Source organism: Sphingobacterium sp. PCS056 (assembly GCF_023273895.1).
Lineage (GTDB): Bacteria > Bacteroidota > Bacteroidia > Sphingobacteriales > Sphingobacteriaceae > Sphingobacterium.
This window is the reverse complement of record NZ_CP096883.1, coordinates 1,931,666-1,951,399: the sequence shown is the minus strand read 5'-3', so window position 1 is coordinate 1,951,399 and position 19,734 is coordinate 1,931,666. Positions and strand designations below refer to the sequence as shown.

Genomic DNA, 19,734 nt, shown 5'->3' with positions numbered 1-19,734 from the left:
GCTCATCTAAGCGTATTTTTTAAAACAATAAATAGGATGAACACCTAAACGATTAGGATTGCATATTCTTTATTTATCTTGCAGAAATACACATTTAATAAAAATATTTCAACATTTAAACTTAAAATCTTAACTTTTTAGTATATATTAGAAGCAATCATTAATTTTGTAAAAAATTTGTAACGTTAATTCATCTATGCATATTTTAAAATCACTAGTTATAACTGTATCTCTTCTGTGCGCTCATCACCAATTCGCTTCGGCCCAAGCTCCAGTAGCTCAACCAACAACAGCAACTGCTAACAAATTTGGCCCTGAAGGTTTGAGTAAAGGTAGTCTTGCAAATCAGTTTGACCATTTGAACTACATTTCAAAAAATAATTATGATTTCAAGATGGTACGTAAATCAAATCTGGAGATCATCAGAAAAAATGTAGTAGATACTGTCAGCAAACTTCAAAAAGAAATTACTGCATTAAAATCTGCAAGCTCAAATTACGGATCGACAACCAAAGGATTACAAGATAGTGTTCAGATATTAAAAGACCAATTGGCTCAGGAACAAGAAAAAGCCGATAGTTTCTCTTTTTTAGGAATCAATACTACCAAATCAGCTTATAGCAGTATCGTTTGGTTAATCATTGCCGTACTCTTGATCAGTACAATAACCTTTCTATTCTCTTACCGTAAAGCGAAAGTAAATACTGATGAATATCAAAAAACGGCAGATCAAGCACAAGAAGAGCTTGCGTTATTCCGAAAAAAGGCACTTGAAAAAGAACAAGCATTAAAACGTCAACTTCAAGATGAGTTAAACAAAAGATCGTAACGATTTTTTAATACATTTAAAATAAGGGCAATTGCATCGTGCAATTGCCCTTATTTTATTCGAGATAAAGAGTGAGAATAGGATTTGTTTATAAATAATTCAATATGTTTTCGAATAATCAGCGTCATGATACAGCAAATATGTAACGATCGGAGTTGTATTTGATTCAAACTCGTTCTATATTTGAATTAAAATCAGGATTTTTTATCGTTTGTCCAATGATGACAAAAAAAGATGAATAGTGTCTTTAAAATGGATAAAGCCGTCATATTAAGCTGAAATTATCTTTTTTCGAGAACATATATTATTAGAATGAATAACAAATTGACATATTTCAATAAAAAAGAATTTAATTGAAATTTCTATTTGTTTTTCAGCGACAATAATCTTATTTTTGCTGACCAAAAAGAGGCGGTTTATATTGCCTTTATAAAATTGATTAATAAATATTTAGTCCCCATAATATGCCCAATATTGGTAAAATAGCGCAGATTATCGGCCCAGTGGTTGACGTCAACTTCGCCGACAATGAAAATCTACCTAAAATTTACGATGCCTTGATTATCGAAAGAGAAAATGGTCAACGTGTCGTTTTAGAGGTTCAACAACACTTAGGTGAGGAACGTGTTCGTACAATTTCTATGGATGCAACCGAAGGTTTGGTTCGTGGAATGAAAGTTGTCGACACAGGTGCTCCAATCAAAATGCCTATTGGTGAAGAAATTAAAGGTCGTGTATTCAACGTTGTGGGTGATGCCATTGACGGGATCAAAAATTTAGATAAAACTAATGGTCGTTCAATCCATAATGTTCCACCTAAATTTGAAGATCTATCGACTGAAACTGAAGTACTTTTCACAGGTATTAAAGTAATCGATTTATTAGAGCCATATTCTAAAGGTGGTAAAATTGGATTATTTGGTGGTGCCGGTGTAGGTAAAACTGTATTAATTCAAGAGTTAATCAACAATATAGCAAAAGGACACGGTGGTTTATCTGTATTTGCTGGTGTTGGTGAGCGTACACGTGAAGGTAATGACTTATTGCGTGAGATGTTGGAATCAGGCATTATCAAATATGGTGAGCACTTCATGGAAGAGATGGAAAAAGGTCAATGGCCTTTAGATGCTATCGATACCGAATTGATGAAAGAATCGAAATGTACTTTCGTATTCGGTCAAATGAATGAGCCTCCAGGTGCACGTGCACGTGTTGCTTTATCAGGCTTAACGATTGCTGAATATTTCCGTGATGGTGAAGAAGATGGTAAAGGTAAAGACGTATTATTCTTTATTGATAATATCTTCCGTTTTACACAAGCGGGTTCTGAAGTATCTGCTTTATTAGGCCGTATGCCTTCTGCAGTAGGTTACCAACCGACGTTAGCAACAGAGATGGGTTTAATGCAAGAGCGTATTACCTCTACTAAAAACGGATCAATTACTTCAGTTCAAGCGGTATACGTACCTGCGGATGATTTAACCGACCCTGCTCCAGCGACAACATTTGCCCACTTAGATGCAACGACTGTATTATCACGTAAAATTGCAGAGTTAGGTATTTATCCTGCAGTAGATCCATTAGATTCGACTTCTCGCATCTTAAGCCCTGCTGTTTTAGGTAACGAGCACTACGATACAGCACAGCGCGTAAAAGAAATCTTACAACGTTACAAAGAATTACAAGATATCATCGCCATCTTAGGTATGGATGAGTTATCAGAAGAAGATAAATTAACCGTACAACGCGCACGTCGTGTTCAACGTTTCTTATCACAACCTTTCCACGTGGCTGAGCAATTTACAGGTTTAAAAGGTGTATTGGTAGACATCAAAGATACAATCAAAGGGTTTAATATGATCCTTGATGGTGCTGTTGATGAGTATCCTGAGGCAGCTTTCAACTTAGTAGGTAGCATCGAAGAAGCAATCGAAAAAGGTAAAAAATTATTAGCTGAAGCAGTTTAAGTTAGTTGTTAGTATTTAGTAGCTTGTATTTAGATCTCGAAAACTTAATATGAAGGTTTTAGATGCTAATCGATAGAAAAAGTCTAAATACTCCATACTAAATACAGTGTAAAAGTCTAAGTACTTAATACGAACTACTAAATACTATTATATAAAATGAAATTATCTATAATCACTCCTGACAAAATAGTATTTGAAGGTGATGCAACTGCGGTAACTGTTCCAGGTACTGCAGGATCTTTTCAAATCTTAAAAGATCACGCTGCTATCATTTCTACTTTAGAAGATGGAAAAGTAATTATTCAGCAAGGTAAAGACGAGCAAACCTTAAGCATCAAAGGTGGTGTGGTAGAAGCTAAAAACAATGTCGTTACGATATTAGCTGAAGGAATTATTGAAGCATAACTCATCTCTTGATGATATCTAAAAGCCTCTTACTTAAAAATAAGAGGCTTTTGTATTTTTATCCACTTGTCCCAAATAGATATCCACATCTTGTTTATAAATGAATGGAAAAATTCATTCCAGTTAAATGGTCACTTATAGACCTATCTCAAATCATAACTTGTTATACGTCGTATATCGTTTTCTTAACACTTGTCAACAAGATGTCTACAACATGTTTATAACCTCCTAGAAAATGGAAGAACTTCACACTTTATATACCTTTATCAACATGATGTTTATAAAACCAAGATAAACTGTTCTTCATCATACGTCAGGGCTCAAAGGTCTACATCAGATCATAACTGACTACACTTATTATATACATTTCTTAACAAATGCCAATAAGATGTCTATAACTTTCCATAGGTTTAAAAAGTAGATGCTATTTATCCACTTTTACCAATAGATATTAACATCATGGTAGCAAAGCAGATAAAATATAACAGTACATTTTTATTTTTGACATGATTATAAACCAATTATTCCCATTAGTTTATAAGAATTTTACACCTAGCATTCATGACCAAAAATCTAATTATTAAGCCAATAAAAGGATTCGAAAACCGATACTCCAGCGTGTATAAAAAAATCAAATAAATTCACAATTATCCTTTTTTAAGAAGAATTTCACACAAAAATCAAAAAAAAGTTTTCAGACCAAGTAGACCGATTTTAAATACGGTCTACTTAACGCACTTTAAAATATCAATATTATTTAAATTTTTAAAATTAAATTTTGTAAAAACCCATAATTCAAAATTATATACTTAATCAAAAAAGTCAAATATAGCTATTGCCAATTATTTTTATTCGGAGTAACTTAAAGAAATAATTTTAGCACCAAAGTTTACGGTTAAAATTACATTTACCCAAGGGAAACAAAAACAAGTTATTTTTTAATATTTACTAGAGGGGGTAGATCATAGGCTATGAAGTATTACGACGAGAACACATTAATTTACTTAGACGGATCATACGTCAAAGCTTTTGCGACAGGTCTTGACTTGTATACGCAAGCATTACACTATGGTTATGGAGCGTTCGAAGGCCTTCGGGCATATAACACCCATAATGGACCTCGTATTTTTAAGGCACTCGAACATTTCGAGCGTTTACAAAAATCTTGTGAAGCGATTAACATTCCTTATTCCTGGGACAATCGTGAGTTGATCGACCGTGCTTATGAATTACTTGCTATTAACAACTTACGTTCAGCCTATATTCGACCATTGGTATTTTCAGGATCTAATATGCACTTGACCTCATCAACCGAAGCTAGAATCATGATGGCCGCTTGGGAATGGGGACCATATTTAGGTCAGAATTTATTGAAAGTGGAAATTTCAGATATCGAACGTCCGAGTTCAAAATCATTTCCGATTTCATCTAAAATATCAGGGCAATATATTAATTCAATCCTAGCTAGCAGCAAAGCAATCCAGCATGGATTTGATGAAGCTTTATTATTGGATCAAGATGGTTATGTAGCGCAAGCTTCAAGTGAAAACTTATTCATAGAAAAAGATTTCAAAATCTACACCCCCCCTATCCAGAATATTTTCCCTGGGATAACACGAAAAAATGTCATCCTTATTTGCAAAAAATTAGGAATTGACTTAATTGAGAAACGACTAACTATTCAAGATATCCATGAAGCTGATTCAGCCTTTTTATCCGGAACGGCAGCAGAGATCATAGGAATAAAACAAGTCGATCATATTATATATAAAGAAAACTGGGAGCATACAATAGGTGCTTCTATTCAAAGAAGATATAAAAATTTAGTATTAGAGAACGAGAACTATGAAGTCATCATCTGATAAGGAAAACATATTGAATAAATACAGCCGTACATTCACACAAGATGAAACACAACCAGCAGCAAAAGCGATGCTGTATGGTATTGGTCTGACGGATGCGGACATGGAAAAAGCGCAGGTAGGTATTGCAAGCATGGGATACGATGGTAATACCTGCAATATGCATCTAAATGATTTAGCACAAGTTGTTAAAAAAGGAGTTTGGTCAAATGATTTAGTAGGTCTTACGTTTGGTACTATTGGTGTAAGTGATGGGATGAGCAACGGTACAGCAGGTATGCGCTACTCGTTGGTGAGTAGAGATGTTATCGCTGATAGTATTGAGACCATCTGTGGTGGACAATATTACGATGGATTGATTGCGATACCAGGATGCGATAAAAATATGCCTGGAGCTATTATCGCAATGGGCCGTCTGGATCGTCCAGCGATTATGGTCTATGGCGGAACTATTGCCCCAGGCCATTATAAAGGTGAAGATTTAAATATTGTTTCTGCATTTGAAGCTTTAGGGCAAAAAATATGTGGTAATATATCCGACGAAGATTATGACGGTGTGATCCGTAATACTTGCCCTGGAGCAGGTGCTTGTGGCGGAATGTATACCGCAAACACCATGGCTGCTGCCATAGAAGCATTAGGTATGAGTTTACCTTATTCATCTTCTAACCCAGCTGTTTCACAAGATAAAAAAGATGAATGTCTAGAAGCAGGTAAATATATCCGTATCTTATTAGAAAAAGATATCAAACCTTCGGATATCATGACACGTAAAGCATTTGAAAATGCCATTCGTGCGATCATCATCTTAGGAGGAAGTACCAATGCTGTGTTGCACTTTATTGCAATTGGTAAATCTATAGGAGTAGACATCACTCAAGACGATTTTCAACGCATGTCGGATGAGACACCGGTCTTAGCAGATTTTAAACCTTCCGGAAAATACTTAATGCAAGATTTACATCAATATGGTGGTATCCCTGCTGTTTTAAAGTATCTATTGAACGAAGGCTTATTGCATGGTGATTGTTTGACTGTAACAGGTAAGACACTGGCAGAGAATTTGGCAGATGTGAAATCCGTCATCGATTATGATCAGAAGATCATACATAAATTGAGTGATCCCATTAAAGCAAATGGTCACTTACAGATCCTTTATGGTAATTTAGCAGAGAAAGGTTCTGTTGCTAAAATTTCAGGAAAAGAGGGGGAGAAATTTGTCGGTCCAGCTCGTGTGTTTGATGGCGAACAAGATCTTATCGTAGGTATTTCATCAGGACGTGTTAAAAAAGGTGATGTAGTGGTTATTAAAAACGAAGGACCTGTTGGAGCACCGGGAATGCCTGAAATGTTAAAACCTACTTCGGCTATCATTGGTGCAGGATTAGGAAAATCGGTTGCATTGATCACTGATGGAAGATTCTCTGGAGGAACGCATGGTTTTGTCGTGGGACACATTACCCCTGAAGCATACAAAGGAGGTTTAATTGGATTGGTAGAAGATGATGATATCATTGAAATCGATTCGGTCAACAATACTTTAAACTTAAAAGTAGATGAAGCAACAATTGCAGCTCGACGTGCACAATGGAAACAACCAGCACTAAAAGTAACTAAGGGAGTGCTTTACAAATACGCAAAAACCGTTTCCGACGCTTCAGATGGCTGTGTAACAGATCTATAAAGCAAAAGACCGAATAATCAACAAAAACAAAAGAATTACAAATCGAATAAATTAAAAATAATGAGTACGCTGGAAAAAACTGAAAGTAAGGAATGTACGAAGCAGCCTCAACCTATTAATCAATTGACAGGTTCGCAGGCGGTATTAGAAGCCTTATTGTGTGAAGGTGTTGATACCGTATTTGGATATCCTGGAGGAGCGATCATGCCGATCTATGATGCATTATATGATTACAATGAAAAATTGACTCATATTCTTGTCCGTCATGAGCAAGGTGGTATCCATGCAGCACAAGGCTTTGCAAGAACCTCTGGCCGTACCGGTGTTGTATTTGCGACATCTGGTCCTGGAGCAACAAATTTAGTAACTGGTTTGGCTGATGCTATGATCGATAGTAATCCTATCGTCTGTATCACTGGACAAGTATTCGCTAGTTTATTGGGTACAGATGCTTTTCAAGAAACAGACGTCATTAATATTACCGCACCTGTCACCAAATGGAGTTACCAAGTGACAGAAGCATCAGAAATTCCTACAGCAATAGCCAAAGCATTTCATATTGCTAGTACGGGTCGTCCTGGTCCCGTATTGATCGATATTACAAAAAATGCTCAAATGGAGTTATTCGATTATTTAGGATATGAAAAGTGTACACACATACGCTCATACCGTCCTTCTCCAATCGTCAGAAAAGAATATGTACAAGAAGCTGCAGCTTTAATCAATAGTGCTCAAAAACCATTTATCTTATTTGGTCAAGGTATCATCCTAGGGAGAGCTGAACAAGAATTTAAAGCTTTCTTAGAAAAGTCAGGAATACCTGCCGCGGCAACCGTAATGGGACTGAGCGCACTAGAAACAGATCATCCACAACATGTTGGAATGCTAGGTATGCATGGCAACTATGCGCCAAATGTGATGACAAATGAATGTGACGTCTTAATCGCTATTGGTATGCGTTTCGATGACCGTGTAACTGGACGTCTTGACAAATATGCGAAACAGGCAAAGGTAGTTCATCTTGATATTGACCCTGCAGAAATTGATAAAAATGTACAAACAACAGTTGCCGTTTGGGGAGATTGTAAAGAAACATTGCCACAACTGACTGAATTGATTGACAAAAAAGACCATACCGATTGGTTGGCACAATTCAGAACGTTAGAAAAAGAAGAAATTAAAGAAGTCATCCAAAACGAGCTTCATCCAACTGGTGATGTACTAACCATGGGTGAAGTGATCAATTTACTAAACGAATTGACAGAAGGTAATGCGATCATCACCACAGATGTGGGTCAACATCAAATGGTCGCATGCCGCTACTCAAAATTCAAACAATCAAAATCGAATGTCACTTCAGGCGGACTGGGAACAATGGGGTTTGGTCTACCTGCAGCTATAGGGGCTTGGTATGGTGCACCTCATCGTGATGTTATTGCGATTATCGGTGATGGAGGTTTCCAAATGACATTACAAGAATTGGGCACTATTATGCAATTTGGTGCTAAAGTAAAAATCTTGATCTTAAACAATCAATTCTTGGGAATGGTACGCCAATGGCAACAGCTTTTCAATGAAAAAAGATACTCATTTGTCAATATTACAAGTCCAGATTTTGTTGCACTAGCAAAATCATACTACATCGATGGCCAAAAAGTATCTGAAAGAGATCAATTGAAAACAGCGTTAAAAACCATGTTGGATCACGATAGCGCATATTTACTAGAGGTAATGGTGGGCAAAGAGAACAATGTATTCCCTATGGTTGCCCAAGGAACTAGTGTTTCAGAAATTAGATTGAAGTAAAAATGGAAAAACAAGAATATACAATTACGATATATACGGAAAATTCTATCGGTATGATCGGTAGAATATCAACCATATTCTCAAGAAGAAAAATCAATATCGAAAGCTTAAACACTTCACCTTCCGAAGTCGAAGGCATTCACCGCTTCACAATCTTAATCGCGGAAGCTGAGGAAGTAGTCCGCAAATTGTGTCGTCAAATTGAAAAACAGGTAGAAGTACTGAAAGCCTATTATAATACGAATGATGAAGTCATCTGGCAAGAACAGGCTTTATATAAAGTCCCAACAGATATCATTACCGAAAAAGTATATGTAGAAAGACTATTGCGTCAATATGGCGCATCTGCAGTTGTAATCCGCAAAGATTACACCGTATTTGAAACTGCTGGACATCGAGAGGAAATTGATAAACTAACAGAAGAGTTGACTAAGTATAACTTAATCGAATTTGTACGCGGTGCACGTATTGCTATCATTAAAGAAAGTGCAGGATTTCATGCTAAGCTAAAAGAATTTGAGCGAAGAGAGCCTTCTGAAGAAGTTGTTGAAAACGAATATCTTGAAAAAGGAGATAATGTGTTTACCATGTAACCACACTTTGGCTTAGCTTCAATCTAGAGTAATGAAATAAATCGATTAAAAAAGAGTAAAAAATGACACAACATATATTTGAATTTATCATCAATAGTCGCAAAGCCTTCATCCGCTTGATCGATGATTTAACAATAGACGAATTAAACCAAATACCAGAAGGATTCAATAATAATATCTTTTGGAATTTTGCACATATCGTTGTTTCCACTCAAACTTTGAGCTACGTTCGTACTGGCATCCTAGCAGATGCTTCAACGGTAAAGTACAATGACGATTATAAAAAAGACACAAAACCAACACGCGAGGTGACGCAAGCAGAAGTGGATGAATTTAAATCTTTAGCGCTAACAACGATCGATCAGATTCAAAGCGACTATGCAAAGGGAACTTTCAAATCCATCACACCGTATGCGACCGCAACGTATGGTTCTGAGATGAAAACAATCGAAGAAGTACTAATCGCGACATTATCGCACGATAATTTGCACTGGGGATATGCCCAAGCACAACGCAGAGTAATTAAAAATAATAAATAGAATAATCAACAAACCATCAATAAGAAATTAATAATAACAATGGCAAATTATTTCAACACACTACCACTTAGAGATCAATTACATCAATTAGGTCAAGCAGAGTTTATGAACAATAGTGAGTTCGCAGACGGTGTGGATGCTTTAAAAGGTAAAAAAATCGTAATCGTAGGCTGTGGTGCACAAGGATTAAATCAAGGTCTAAATTTAAGAGATAGCGGTTTAGATGTATCATATACATTGCGTAAAGAAGCTATTGAGCAAAAAAGAGATTCTTGGAAAAATGCTACGGACAACAATTTTAATGTTGGCACTTACGAAGAGTTGATCCCAACAGCAGATTTAGTGATCAACTTAACACCTGATAAACAACATACAGCTGTGATCAACGCCGTAATGCCGCTGATGAAAGAAGGAGCTACATTGTCATATTCTCACGGTTTCAATATTGTTGAAGAAGGCATGCAAATCCGTAAAGATATTACGGTTATCATGGTCGCACCAAAATGCCCAGGATCTGAAGTTCGTGCAGAATATGTACGTGGTTTTGGTGTTCCTACTTTAATTGCTGTTCACCCAGAAAATGATCCTCAAGGAAAGGGATGGGCTGAAGCAAAAGCATATTGCGTAGGTACAGGTGGCCATAGAGCTGGTGTATTGAAATCGTCATTTGTTGCTGAAGTAAAATCTGATTTAATGGGTGAGCAAACCATCTTATGTGGTTTACTGCAGACAGGTTCTATTTTGTCTTTCGACAAAATGGTGGAGCAAGGCATTGATGCAGGGTATGCTTCCAAATTAGTTCAATATGGTGTAGAAGTAATCACTGAAGCATTAAAGCACGGTGGTGTAAGTGGCATGATGGATCGTCTAAGCAATCCTGCTAAAATTAAAGCTTTTGAATTATCAGAAGAATTAAAAGATATCATGCGTCCATTATTCCAAAAACACCAAGATGATATTATCTCAGGTGAGTTTAGTAAAACCATGATGGAAGACTGGGCTAACGGTGATGCCAATCTTTTAAAATGGAGAGCTGAAACAGGTGAGACAGCATTTGAAAAAACACCAGCAGGTGATGTCAAAATTGCAGAGCAAGAGTATTTTGACAATTATACATTAATGGTTGCTTTCATCAGAGCTGGTGTTGAATTAGCTTTCGAAACGATGGTAGAAGCTGGTATTAAACCAGAATCTGCGTATTACGAGTCGTTACACGAAACTCCATTAATCGCAAATACAATTGCTCGTAAAAAATTATTCGAGATGAATCGTGTTATTTCAGATACGGCTGAATATGGTTGTTATTTATTTGATCAAGCTTGTAAACCATTATTAGCTGATTTCATGAAAACAGTACAAACTGATTTAGTAGGAAAGAATTACAATACGGGTAAAGACGGCTCCGTAGATAATGCTCAATTAGTGGAGATTAATGAGATTTTACGTAATCATGAAGTAGAAATTGTTGGTCGTAAATTACGTCAAGCAATGACTGCAATGAAAGCTATAAAAACTGTTTAAATTTTCGTAATTTAGACTGCAAAAATTCGGCTGTTTTTAGGAAGTTCCTAAAAACAGCCGAATTAAATTGAAAAAAAATTAACATTAGAGAAGAAAATGTCAAAAACATTAGTAGAAAAAATTTGGGATGCGCATGTCGTCAAACGTGAAGAAGGATTTCCAGATATTATTTATATAGACACACACCTTATCCATGAGGTAACTTCACCACAAGCATTCGACGGTTTACGAAAAAGAGGCTTACCGGTATTTCGTCCCAACCAAACTGTCGCCACGGCAGATCATAATGTTCCCACTTTAAATCAGCATCTTCCGATTAAAGAAGAATTATCACGTTACCAAGTCGATATGTTGACTAAAAACTGTGCTGAATTTGGAATTAATTTATACGGTCTCGGTCACCCCTATCAAGGCATTGTACACGTTATCGGCCCAGAGCTAGGTATTACCCTTCCCGGTAAAACCATGGTATGTGGAGATAGCCATACCTCTACCCACGGTGCATTTGGTGCTATTGCTTTTGGAATAGGCACTTCTCAAGTGGAACAAGTTTTTGCAACACAATGCTTATTGCAACAAAAACCCAAAACGATGAAAATCGAAGTAAATGGTGATTTGCAAAAAGGAGTAGGCGCAAAAGATATTATCTTATACATTATTGCAAAAATCTCTGCCGCAGGTGGGACAGGCTATTTCATTGAATATGCTGGCTCTGCGATCCGTTCTTTAAGTATGGAAGCAAGAATGACCATCTGTAACATGAGTATTGAAATGGGAGCTCGAGGTGGATTAATTGCACCGGATCAAACAACATTTGATTATGTAAAAGGACGTGAATTTGCCCCTAAAGGTGAAGAATGGGATCAAGCACTAGCATACTGGAAAACATTATATTCGGATGATGACGCACAATTTGATGCGGTATTAGAATTTGATGCAGCAGATATCGCACCGATGATCACCTATGGTACCAACCCAGGAATGGGAATGGGTATCACCGAACATATTCCTGCTACACAATCGCAACCAGAATCTGAACAACCATCTTATCAAAAAGCACTCAACTACATGGGCTTTACTGATGATGCGCCGATCTTGGGGAAACCTGTAGACTATGTCTTTATTGGAAGCTGTACTAACTCTCGCATCGAAGATTTACGTGAAGTAGCTGCCTTTGTTCAAGGAAAACAAAAAGCAGAACAAGTAGAGGTATGGATCGTGCCAGGCTCTAAGCAAGTAGAAAAACAGGCCATCGAAGAAGGATTAGACAAGATTTTCGAAGCCGCAGGTTTCCAATTACGTGAACCTGGATGTTCAGCTTGTCTAGGAATGAATGAAGATAAAATTCCTGCAGGGAAATACTGTGTTTCAACTTCAAATAGAAATTTTGAAGGACGTCAAGGTCCTAATGCCCGTACCATGCTTGTATCACCATTAACTGCCGCTGCCGCAGCTGTTACAGGTATTATTACGGATGTACGGGAATTGATATAAATTAAATATGAATAGTACTGTTCTTTAATCACTTCACTTATGTGCCAAATTTGTCAGACCGTAGCAGTCACTGAAAATAAAGTCATCCATAGAGAATCGCAGAGCTCCGCTACCACCTTTAACCAAAGAACTTTGGATCAGGATTATCGTACGTTAAAGTCTGCTTTAAAACCTGGAATGCGTATTTTGGACATTGGATGTGGAACAGGTGCCATCACCAAAGACATCGCTACAATTGTAGGGCCATCTGGTTATGTTATTGGAATTGATAATACTGCCTCATTTATTACCGAAGGAAAAAGTTTATTCAAAAACATAACCAATCTAGAATTGGTGCATTGCGATTTGTTAGATTTTGAAAGTATTGAAAAATTTGATTTAATCGTATCAGCAAGAACCTTCCAGTGGATTTCAACACTAGATAAAGCGATTGATAAATTGAAAACGTTATTAAAGCCCAATGGGCAAGTATCGATTTTAGATTATAATCATGAAGCGATAGATTGGAATCCAAAAATACCAAGAAGCATGCAACATTTTTATCACATGTTTCTCATGTGGCGAAATGATGCTGGTATGAACAATAGAATAGGCTATGATCTGGAGGAAATATTTGAAGAGCATGGATTTGATCAAATAGAAGTGTTCAATGCAGATGAACATTATGAGCGTAGTAATCCATTACATCTAGAGAAACTAAAAATATGGTCAAAGGTGGCCAACTCTAAACAGATGGTAGAAGAGGGATATTTGAGTGATCAGGAACGTTTAGATGCTATTCAAGATTATAATAATTGGGCTGATCAGGAAGCGGTAAGTATGACCATGAAACTACGAGAAGTGAGGGCAGTTTTAAAATAAAAAACATTAGTATCAATAAATTATTTGGATGAAACCATCATGAGTATATCGAGGCACGCACATAAAGATAAATATGCTTCTCATGATAGCTTCATCACTATTAAGTAACAAACCGAGTTTATTTATACATTTGAAGACAGAGACTCGTAAATAATGAATTGGATGAAACCATCATGAGCTTAAAGCAGCTCACAAACCGAGATAAATACTCGGCTCATGATAGCTTCATCACCATTAAAAAACACACCGAGTGAAACGAGTTCATTTATACAGTTAAGAACAGACACTCGTAAATAATTATTTGGATGAAAAAATTTGAAACATTAACAACAACGGTAGTTCCTTTACCGATTGAAAATATAGATACCGATCAGATCATTCCAGCTCGCTTTCTAAAAGCGACTACACGTGAAGGATTTGGTGATAACTTATTCCGTGACTGGCGTTACGACAGCAACAATCAACCAAAAACTGATTTTGTGATGAACGATGCTACTTATCAAGGAAAAGTATTAGTCGCAGGTAAAAATTTTGGTTGCGGTTCTAGCCGAGAACATGCCGCTTGGGCTATCCAAGATTATGGATTTGATGCGGTTATCAGTAGTTTTTTTGCCGATATCTTTAAAGGAAATGCGTTGAATAATGGCGTATTGCCTATTCAGGTTACAGATGAGTTCTTAGAAACAATCTTTGATACCGTTTTTAAAAATCCTGCTACCGAAATCATTATTAATCTTGAAAACCAAACGGTTACTTTATCTGAAACAGGAGCTCAACAATCTTTTGAAATCAATCCTTACAAAAAATCATGCCTGATCAATGGTTATGATGATATTGATTTCATCTTAAACAACAAAGCTGCAATCGAAACCTTCGAACAAACAAGATAATGATAGAACCTGTCGTCCATATTGCCAATTTAACTGTTCAATACCAATATCATGTGGTATTGCAAGACTTGAATTGGCAAATTGAACCAGGTCAACACTGGTTAATCGGTGGTAAAAGCGGGACGGGAAAGACCACTTTGGCACAAGCTATTGCGAGGCATGTGTCATATCATGGAATTGTAAATGTCAACTTTGATAACAGCTCACCTCTTCCCCCAGAAGTGTTATATGTCTCCAATTGGTACCAATTCACCAATCTAGAAGGTGATAAAAATTTTTATTATCAGCAACGATACAATAAGCATCAAACCAACGATACGTTAACAGTACAGGCCGAATTTCAACATTTTGGAAAAGAAAAACATTTGCAATTCGATGACGTAAAACCATACCTCGAAACTTTTGGATTTGAAAATGTTCAACATACACAACTCATCGAATTGTCCAGTGGAGAACATAAAAAACTACAGCTGATCAAAGCATTATGGCTGAAGCCACAGGTTTTGATTATTGATCAACCTTATACTGGCCTGGATCGCCAATCGCGACAGGAACTCAATCATGCATTTGACGGCTTAGCACAAGCGGGTGTGACCTTGATCTTAATCAGTAATGATCAAACACTACCAACCTGTATCAATCATTTTGCGGAAATACAACAAGGGCAATTAAAGGAGGTTTCTTCACCAGCAGCATTGTCACGAGAAAAAGAGCGTGCAAGAAAACCACTTCCACATTTTTTACAAAAATCTCCCCGTATAACTTCCCAAACTATGGTAAAAATGTCCAATGTGGATGTTAGATATGGGGAAAAAGAAGTATTAAAAAAGATCAATTGGGAAGTAAAAGCGGGTGAAAAATGGTTGTTACAAGGCCATAATGGATCAGGAAAGTCGACGTTATTAAGTTTAATCAATGGAGATCATCCGCAAGCATATGCCAATGATATCGTTCTGTTCGGTAAGCAAAGAGGCTCTGGAGAAAGTATATGGGACATCAAAGCTCATTTAGGAATTATTTCACCTGAGATGCATTGGTACTTTGATCAGACAGCTAAAGTTTGGCAAAGTGTCGCTTCCGGATTTTTTGATTCTGTTGGATTATTCCGTAACCTCAGCTTTGAAAAACAACAATTATTAGATCAAATATTGGATTTTTTTGATTTAAAAGAAGATAAAAATAAATTATTGAATACCCTACCCTTAGGCAAACAGCGCCTTGCTTTATTAGCAAGGACTGTCATAAAGAATCCAGAATTGTTGATTTTGGATGAACCCTGCCAAGGTCTTGATTACGAACAAACACAACATTTCAATGCCGTAGTAGATGAATTGTGTACCTATGGCAAGACATTAATTTATGTCGGCCATTTTGAAACACAACTCCCGTCATGCCTGGAAAAGAAAATCATATTAGATAAAGGAATGGTTCAGTCCATTGAAGATATTTTACAATACGCATAGCATGAAACCATCCTCAGCACACTACTCCCAACATCATGTAGATCTGCTGATGATCGTTTCATCACAAACATAAAAAACGAGTGATATGAGTTCATGAATACCGTTGAAATCCTACACTCAAAAATAATTAATCTGATGAAAAAAAATATACTCGTTATTCCTGGTGATGGAATAGGACAAGAAGTTACAATTTGGGGTAAAAAAGTTCTTGAGACAATCGGACAAAAATATGGTCATGAATTTAGTTTCGATGAAGCCATCATGGGGCATGTTGCTATTGAAGCAACTGGAAATCCATTGCCTGACGAAACTTTAGAAAAAGCAAAGTCAAGCGATGCCATCTTATTTGGAGCAATAGGGCATGCTAAATATGACAATGATCCCTCAGCAAAAGTTCGTCCGGAGCAAGGATTGTTAAAAATCCGAAAAGAGCTTGGACTTTACGCAAACTTACGTCCAATTTTGTTATTTGATGAACTTTTAGATGCTTCAAGCCTTAAGCCAGAAGTATTAAAAGGAACAGATATATTATTTTTCCGCGAGTTAACCGGTGATGTCTATTTTGGTGAAAAGAATCGTTCTGAAGACAATAATTTCGCTTCAGATTTAATGAATTACAATCGATATGAAGTAGAGCGCATTGCGCACAAGGCTTTTGAAGCTGCCCGTACACGTTCCAAAAAATTATGCTCAGTGGATAAAGCAAATGTCTTGGAAACATCTCGCCTATGGAGAGAAGTTGTTCAAGAGATTGCAAAACAATATCCTGATGTAGAAACAGAACATATGTTCATCGACAATGCTGCCATGCAATTAGTTAAAAATCCAAAGAAATTTGATGTTGTATTGACCGCTAATTTATTTGGAGATATCCTGACAGATGAAGCTTCACAAATCGCAGGCTCTATGGGTATGCTGGCTTCTGCTTCCATCGGTGATGGTACTGGATTCTTTGAACCTATTCATGGGTCAGCACACGATATCGCAGGACAGAATAAAGCCAATCCGTTAGCATCGATCCTATCTGCTGCGTTGATGTTAGATATTAGTTTCGGTTTACAGGCCGAAGCAAAAGAAGTTACCGAAGCCGTTGCTGCAACATTAAAAGCGGGCTGGAGAACAGGCGATATCGCAAATGCAAACACACCTGCAGATAAAATATTAGGCACACAAGAAATGGGTGCACGAGTATTAGAATTTATTAAATAGACTGAACAGAGTTTCTAAAATAAAAACGTAAAGCTATGTTACACGATCCAAATCATCTATACATCTTCGATACAACTCTTCGCGATGGCGAACAAGTACCAGGATGTCAATTAACTACTCCTGAAAAAATCGATATTGCAAAAGATTTGGAGAAACTGGGAGTCGATGTTATTGAAGCTGGTTTCCCAGTTTCTAGCCCTGGAGACTTCCAATCCGTTGTTGAATTATCAAAAGCGGTAAATGATGTTATCATCTGTGCATTAACACGTGCCAATCAGAATGATATTAAAGTCGCTGCAGAAGCCCTAAAATATGCAAAAAGACCACGTATTCATACAGGTATCGGAGCTTCTGATATGCATATCAAATATAAATTCAACTCCACGCGCGAAGAGATATTAGAACGTGCTGTGGCTGCAGTAAAATATGCAAAATCGCATGTCGAAGATGTAGAATTTTACGCCGAGGACGCAGGTCGTGCAGATTTAGTTTATTTAGCGCAGATGGTTGAAGCAGTGATTGCTGCAGGTGCTACTGTAGTCAATATTCCAGATACAAACGGATATTGTTTACCAGACCAATATGGTGCAAAAATCAAGTTTTTAAAAGAAAATGTTAAAAACATTGATCAAGCTATTATTTCTGCACATTGCCACAATGACTTAGGATTAGCAACCGCTAACTCTATTGCGGCAATCCAAAATGGTGCCCGTCAGGTGGAGTGTACCATCAATGGTATCGGTGAACGAGCAGGAAATACTTCATTGGAAGAAGTGGCAATGATTCTAAAAGTACATAATCAATCTTTCGGTAATTTAACCTCAAATATTGATAGTAAGATGTTCACTTATCTATCACGTAAAGTGAGCGAAATGATGAATATGCCCGTTCAGCCAAACAAAGCAATTGTTGGACGAAATGCATTCGCACATAGTTCTGGAATCCATCAAGATGGATTTCTAAAACACCGTGAGACTTATGAAATTATTCGTCCAGAAGATGTAGGATTAGAAGAAGCAGGTATTATCTTAACCGCTCGCTCTGGTCGCCATGCTTTAAAACATCACTTGGAACGCCTAGGCTATACCTTAGAGAAAGAAGCCCTCTCACAAACATATGAGCGCTTTCTAATTCTTGCAGATGCAAAAAAAGATATTTGCGACGATGATCTCAGAAGTTTATTCGCAGAAAGCGTTTAATAAAACAAAAACTTATTAAAGCGTCATTTTGACAAAGAATAACTTTACAAGTAAAAAGTCAAAAAACTTAATTACTTTTATTCTAAGTCGAAATGGCGTTTTTTTATAACAAACAATCACCTAATCATAATAAAACAAAATGAGTTTAGATTTTTCTAATTTACAAATCGACTCAGAAAGCACTTACCACCGTATCAAAGATGTCGTCAATCGCACTGCTTTGCAATACAATACTTATCTTTCTGAGAAATATGGCGCAGATGTCTATCTGAAAAGAGAAGACTTACAAATCGTCAGATCATACAAATTAAGAGGTGCTTATAACAAAATTATTTCCCTAAGTGAAGAGCAGCAACAACGAGGTGTCGTATGTGCCAGTGCTGGCAATCATGCACAGGGAGTAGCTTTTTCTTGCAAAAAGCTCGATATCAAAGGCGTTATCTTTATGCCTGGACCAACACCAAAACAAAAAATAACACAAACAGAAATGTGGGGAAATGGTAATATTGAAATTATATTGACCGGAGACACATTTGATGATTGTCAGAAAGCTGCCCGCATTTATACCGAAGAAAATAACATGACTTTTATCCCTCCTTTTGATGATCCCAAGATTATTGAAGGACAGGGAACAGTAGCCGTAGAAATCTTACAAGACTTGCCAGATGTTGATGCTGTTTTTATTCCGATTGGTGGCGGAGGCCTTTCTGCAGGTACGAGTTACTATTTGAAGAACAAAAATCAAAATATCAAATGCTACGGTGTAGAGCCACAAGGAGCCGCTTCCATGCAAGCTGCATTTACAGTCGGAAAACCCGTAGAACTAGAAAAGATTAATAAATTTGTTGATGGTGCTGCTGTACAAAAAGTTGGCGAACTGACATTCGAGATCAGCCGTCAGTATTTAGATGATATTCGATCCATACCTGAAGGAAAAATATGTACATGCATATTAGAACTTTACAATAAAGATGCAATCGTTGTGGAGCCTGCAGGTGCCCTATCCGTGGCAGCCTTAGAATTCCATAAAGAAGAGATTAAAGGAAAAAAAGTAGTATGTATCATTTCAGGTGGAAACAATGATATCAACCGTATGAGTGAAATTCAAGAATTATCACTCCTTTATGAAGGATACAAACATTACTTTATTGTACGTTTCCCGAACCGTCCAGGGGCTTTAAAACTATTTGTATCCGAAGTACTAAGTCCAAAAGATGACATCACCCGATTTGAATTTATCAAAAAAACGGAACGCGAACGTGGGCCAGCTTTGATCGGTATTGAATTGAATAATCCGGCAGATTATCAATCTTTGTTACAAAGAATGACGGACAATAAATTTGAATATATTGAATTAAATAAAGATCAAACATTATTTGAATATTTAGTATAAGAGCTTCAAATGCAAAATC

16 protein-coding genes are annotated in these 19,734 nt (G+C 36.9%); all 16 read left to right on the top strand.

What is annotated here, in order from left to right; translation table 11 throughout:
• Positions 1-196 precede the first annotated feature (196 nt).
• Complete coding sequence (locus MUB18_RS08055) at positions 197-829, top strand: hypothetical protein (RefSeq protein WP_248755572.1); 633 nt, start codon at positions 197-199, stop codon at positions 827-829.
• Between the two features lie 464 nt (positions 830-1,293).
• Complete coding sequence (gene atpD / locus MUB18_RS08050; RefSeq protein ID WP_045755061.1) at positions 1,294-2,796, top strand: F0F1 ATP synthase subunit beta; 1,503 nt, start codon at positions 1,294-1,296, stop codon at positions 2,794-2,796.
• Between the two features lie 156 nt (positions 2,797-2,952).
• On the top strand, positions 2,953-3,201 hold the full coding sequence (atpC, locus tag MUB18_RS08045; protein ID WP_045755062.1) for an ATP synthase F1 subunit epsilon: 249 nt from the start codon (positions 2,953-2,955) through the stop codon (positions 3,199-3,201).
• Between the two features lie 971 nt (positions 3,202-4,172).
• Complete coding sequence (gene ilvE / locus MUB18_RS08040; protein ID WP_094773240.1) at positions 4,173-5,063, top strand: branched-chain-amino-acid transaminase; 891 nt, start codon at positions 4,173-4,175, stop codon at positions 5,061-5,063.
• Complete coding sequence (gene ilvD / locus MUB18_RS08035; RefSeq protein ID WP_045752792.1) at positions 5,047-6,747, top strand: dihydroxy-acid dehydratase; 1,701 nt, start codon at positions 5,047-5,049, stop codon at positions 6,745-6,747. Before ilvE ends, ilvD begins: the two co-directional genes overlap by 17 nt.
• 60 nt (positions 6,748-6,807) lie before the next feature.
• Positions 6,808-8,553: a biosynthetic-type acetolactate synthase large subunit gene (ilvB, locus tag MUB18_RS08030; RefSeq protein ID WP_045752791.1), complete on the top strand. Its 1,746-nt coding sequence runs from the start codon at positions 6,808-6,810 to the stop codon at positions 8,551-8,553.
• Between the two features lie 2 nt (positions 8,554-8,555).
• A complete protein-coding gene (ilvN, locus tag MUB18_RS08025) occupies positions 8,556-9,146 on the top strand; it encodes an acetolactate synthase small subunit (protein ID WP_045752790.1) in 591 nt (196 codons plus the stop codon).
• A gap of 62 nt (positions 9,147-9,208) precedes the next feature.
• Positions 9,209-9,685, top strand: a complete 477-nt coding sequence (locus MUB18_RS08020) for a DinB family protein (RefSeq protein ID WP_094773239.1) — start codon at positions 9,209-9,211, stop codon at positions 9,683-9,685.
• Between the two features lie 39 nt (positions 9,686-9,724).
• Positions 9,725-11,206: a ketol-acid reductoisomerase gene (gene ilvC, locus MUB18_RS08015; protein ID WP_045752788.1), complete on the top strand. Its 1,482-nt coding sequence runs from the start codon at positions 9,725-9,727 to the stop codon at positions 11,204-11,206.
• A gap of 96 nt (positions 11,207-11,302) precedes the next feature.
• Positions 11,303-12,700, top strand: a complete 1,398-nt coding sequence (gene leuC, locus MUB18_RS08010) for a 3-isopropylmalate dehydratase large subunit (RefSeq protein ID WP_045752787.1) — start codon at positions 11,303-11,305, stop codon at positions 12,698-12,700.
• Between the two features lie 39 nt (positions 12,701-12,739).
• Entirely contained in the window at positions 12,740-13,561 is an 822-nt protein-coding gene (locus MUB18_RS08005) for a methyltransferase domain-containing protein (protein ID WP_248755571.1), read from the top strand.
• Between the two features lie 305 nt (positions 13,562-13,866).
• Positions 13,867-14,451: a 3-isopropylmalate dehydratase small subunit gene (gene leuD / locus MUB18_RS08000; protein ID WP_045752785.1), complete on the top strand. Its 585-nt coding sequence runs from the start codon at positions 13,867-13,869 to the stop codon at positions 14,449-14,451.
• Positions 14,451-15,914, top strand: coding sequence for an ATP-binding cassette domain-containing protein (locus tag MUB18_RS07995; RefSeq protein ID WP_248755570.1), 1,464 nt, complete (start codon positions 14,451-14,453; stop codon positions 15,912-15,914). The genes leuD and MUB18_RS07995 overlap by 1 nt, the downstream gene beginning before the upstream one ends.
• A 135-nt stretch (positions 15,915-16,049) precedes the next feature.
• Complete coding sequence (gene leuB, locus MUB18_RS07990; RefSeq protein WP_045752783.1) at positions 16,050-17,123, top strand: 3-isopropylmalate dehydrogenase; 1,074 nt, start codon at positions 16,050-16,052, stop codon at positions 17,121-17,123.
• Between the two features lie 35 nt (positions 17,124-17,158).
• Positions 17,159-18,322 (top strand): 2-isopropylmalate synthase, encoded by a 1,164-nt coding sequence (locus MUB18_RS07985; RefSeq protein WP_084405278.1) that lies wholly within the window; start codon positions 17,159-17,161, stop codon positions 18,320-18,322.
• Between the two features lie 139 nt (positions 18,323-18,461).
• A complete protein-coding gene (gene ilvA / locus MUB18_RS07980; protein WP_045752782.1) occupies positions 18,462-19,715 on the top strand; it encodes a threonine ammonia-lyase IlvA in 1,254 nt (417 codons plus the stop codon).
• Positions 19,716-19,734 lie beyond the last annotated feature (19 nt).

What these genes read in the sequence shown, in the direction of transcription:
- MUB18_RS08020 (WP_094773239.1), top strand. Translation starts at nt 9,209, where the DNA reads ATGACACAACATATATTTGAATTTATCATCAATAGTCGCAAAGCCTTC.
- atpD (WP_045755061.1), top strand. Translation starts at nt 1,294, where the DNA reads ATGCCCAATATTGGTAAAATAGCGCAGATTATCGGCCCAGTGGTTGAC.
- leuD (WP_045752785.1), top strand. Translation starts at nt 13,867, where the DNA reads ATGAAAAAATTTGAAACATTAACAACAACGGTAGTTCCTTTACCGATT.
- ilvB (WP_045752791.1), top strand. Translation starts at nt 6,808, where the DNA reads ATGAGTACGCTGGAAAAAACTGAAAGTAAGGAATGTACGAAGCAGCCT.
- leuB (WP_045752783.1), top strand. Translation starts at nt 16,050, where the DNA reads ATGAAAAAAAATATACTCGTTATTCCTGGTGATGGAATAGGACAAGAA.
- ilvN (WP_045752790.1), top strand. Translation starts at nt 8,556, where the DNA reads ATGGAAAAACAAGAATATACAATTACGATATATACGGAAAATTCTATC.
- MUB18_RS07995 (WP_248755570.1), top strand. Translation starts at nt 14,451, where the DNA reads ATGATAGAACCTGTCGTCCATATTGCCAATTTAACTGTTCAATACCAA.
- MUB18_RS07985 (WP_084405278.1), top strand. Translation starts at nt 17,159, where the DNA reads ATGTTACACGATCCAAATCATCTATACATCTTCGATACAACTCTTCGC.
- ilvD (WP_045752792.1), top strand. Translation starts at nt 5,047, where the DNA reads ATGAAGTCATCATCTGATAAGGAAAACATATTGAATAAATACAGCCGT.
- ilvE (WP_094773240.1), top strand. Translation starts at nt 4,173, where the DNA reads ATGAAGTATTACGACGAGAACACATTAATTTACTTAGACGGATCATAC.
- ilvC (WP_045752788.1), top strand. Translation starts at nt 9,725, where the DNA reads ATGGCAAATTATTTCAACACACTACCACTTAGAGATCAATTACATCAA.
- MUB18_RS08055 (WP_248755572.1), top strand. Translation starts at nt 197, where the DNA reads ATGCATATTTTAAAATCACTAGTTATAACTGTATCTCTTCTGTGCGCT.
- atpC (WP_045755062.1), top strand. Translation starts at nt 2,953, where the DNA reads ATGAAATTATCTATAATCACTCCTGACAAAATAGTATTTGAAGGTGAT.
- leuC (WP_045752787.1), top strand. Translation starts at nt 11,303, where the DNA reads ATGTCAAAAACATTAGTAGAAAAAATTTGGGATGCGCATGTCGTCAAA.
- ilvA (WP_045752782.1), top strand. Translation starts at nt 18,462, where the DNA reads ATGAGTTTAGATTTTTCTAATTTACAAATCGACTCAGAAAGCACTTAC.
- MUB18_RS08005 (WP_248755571.1), top strand. Translation starts at nt 12,740, where the DNA reads ATGTGCCAAATTTGTCAGACCGTAGCAGTCACTGAAAATAAAGTCATC.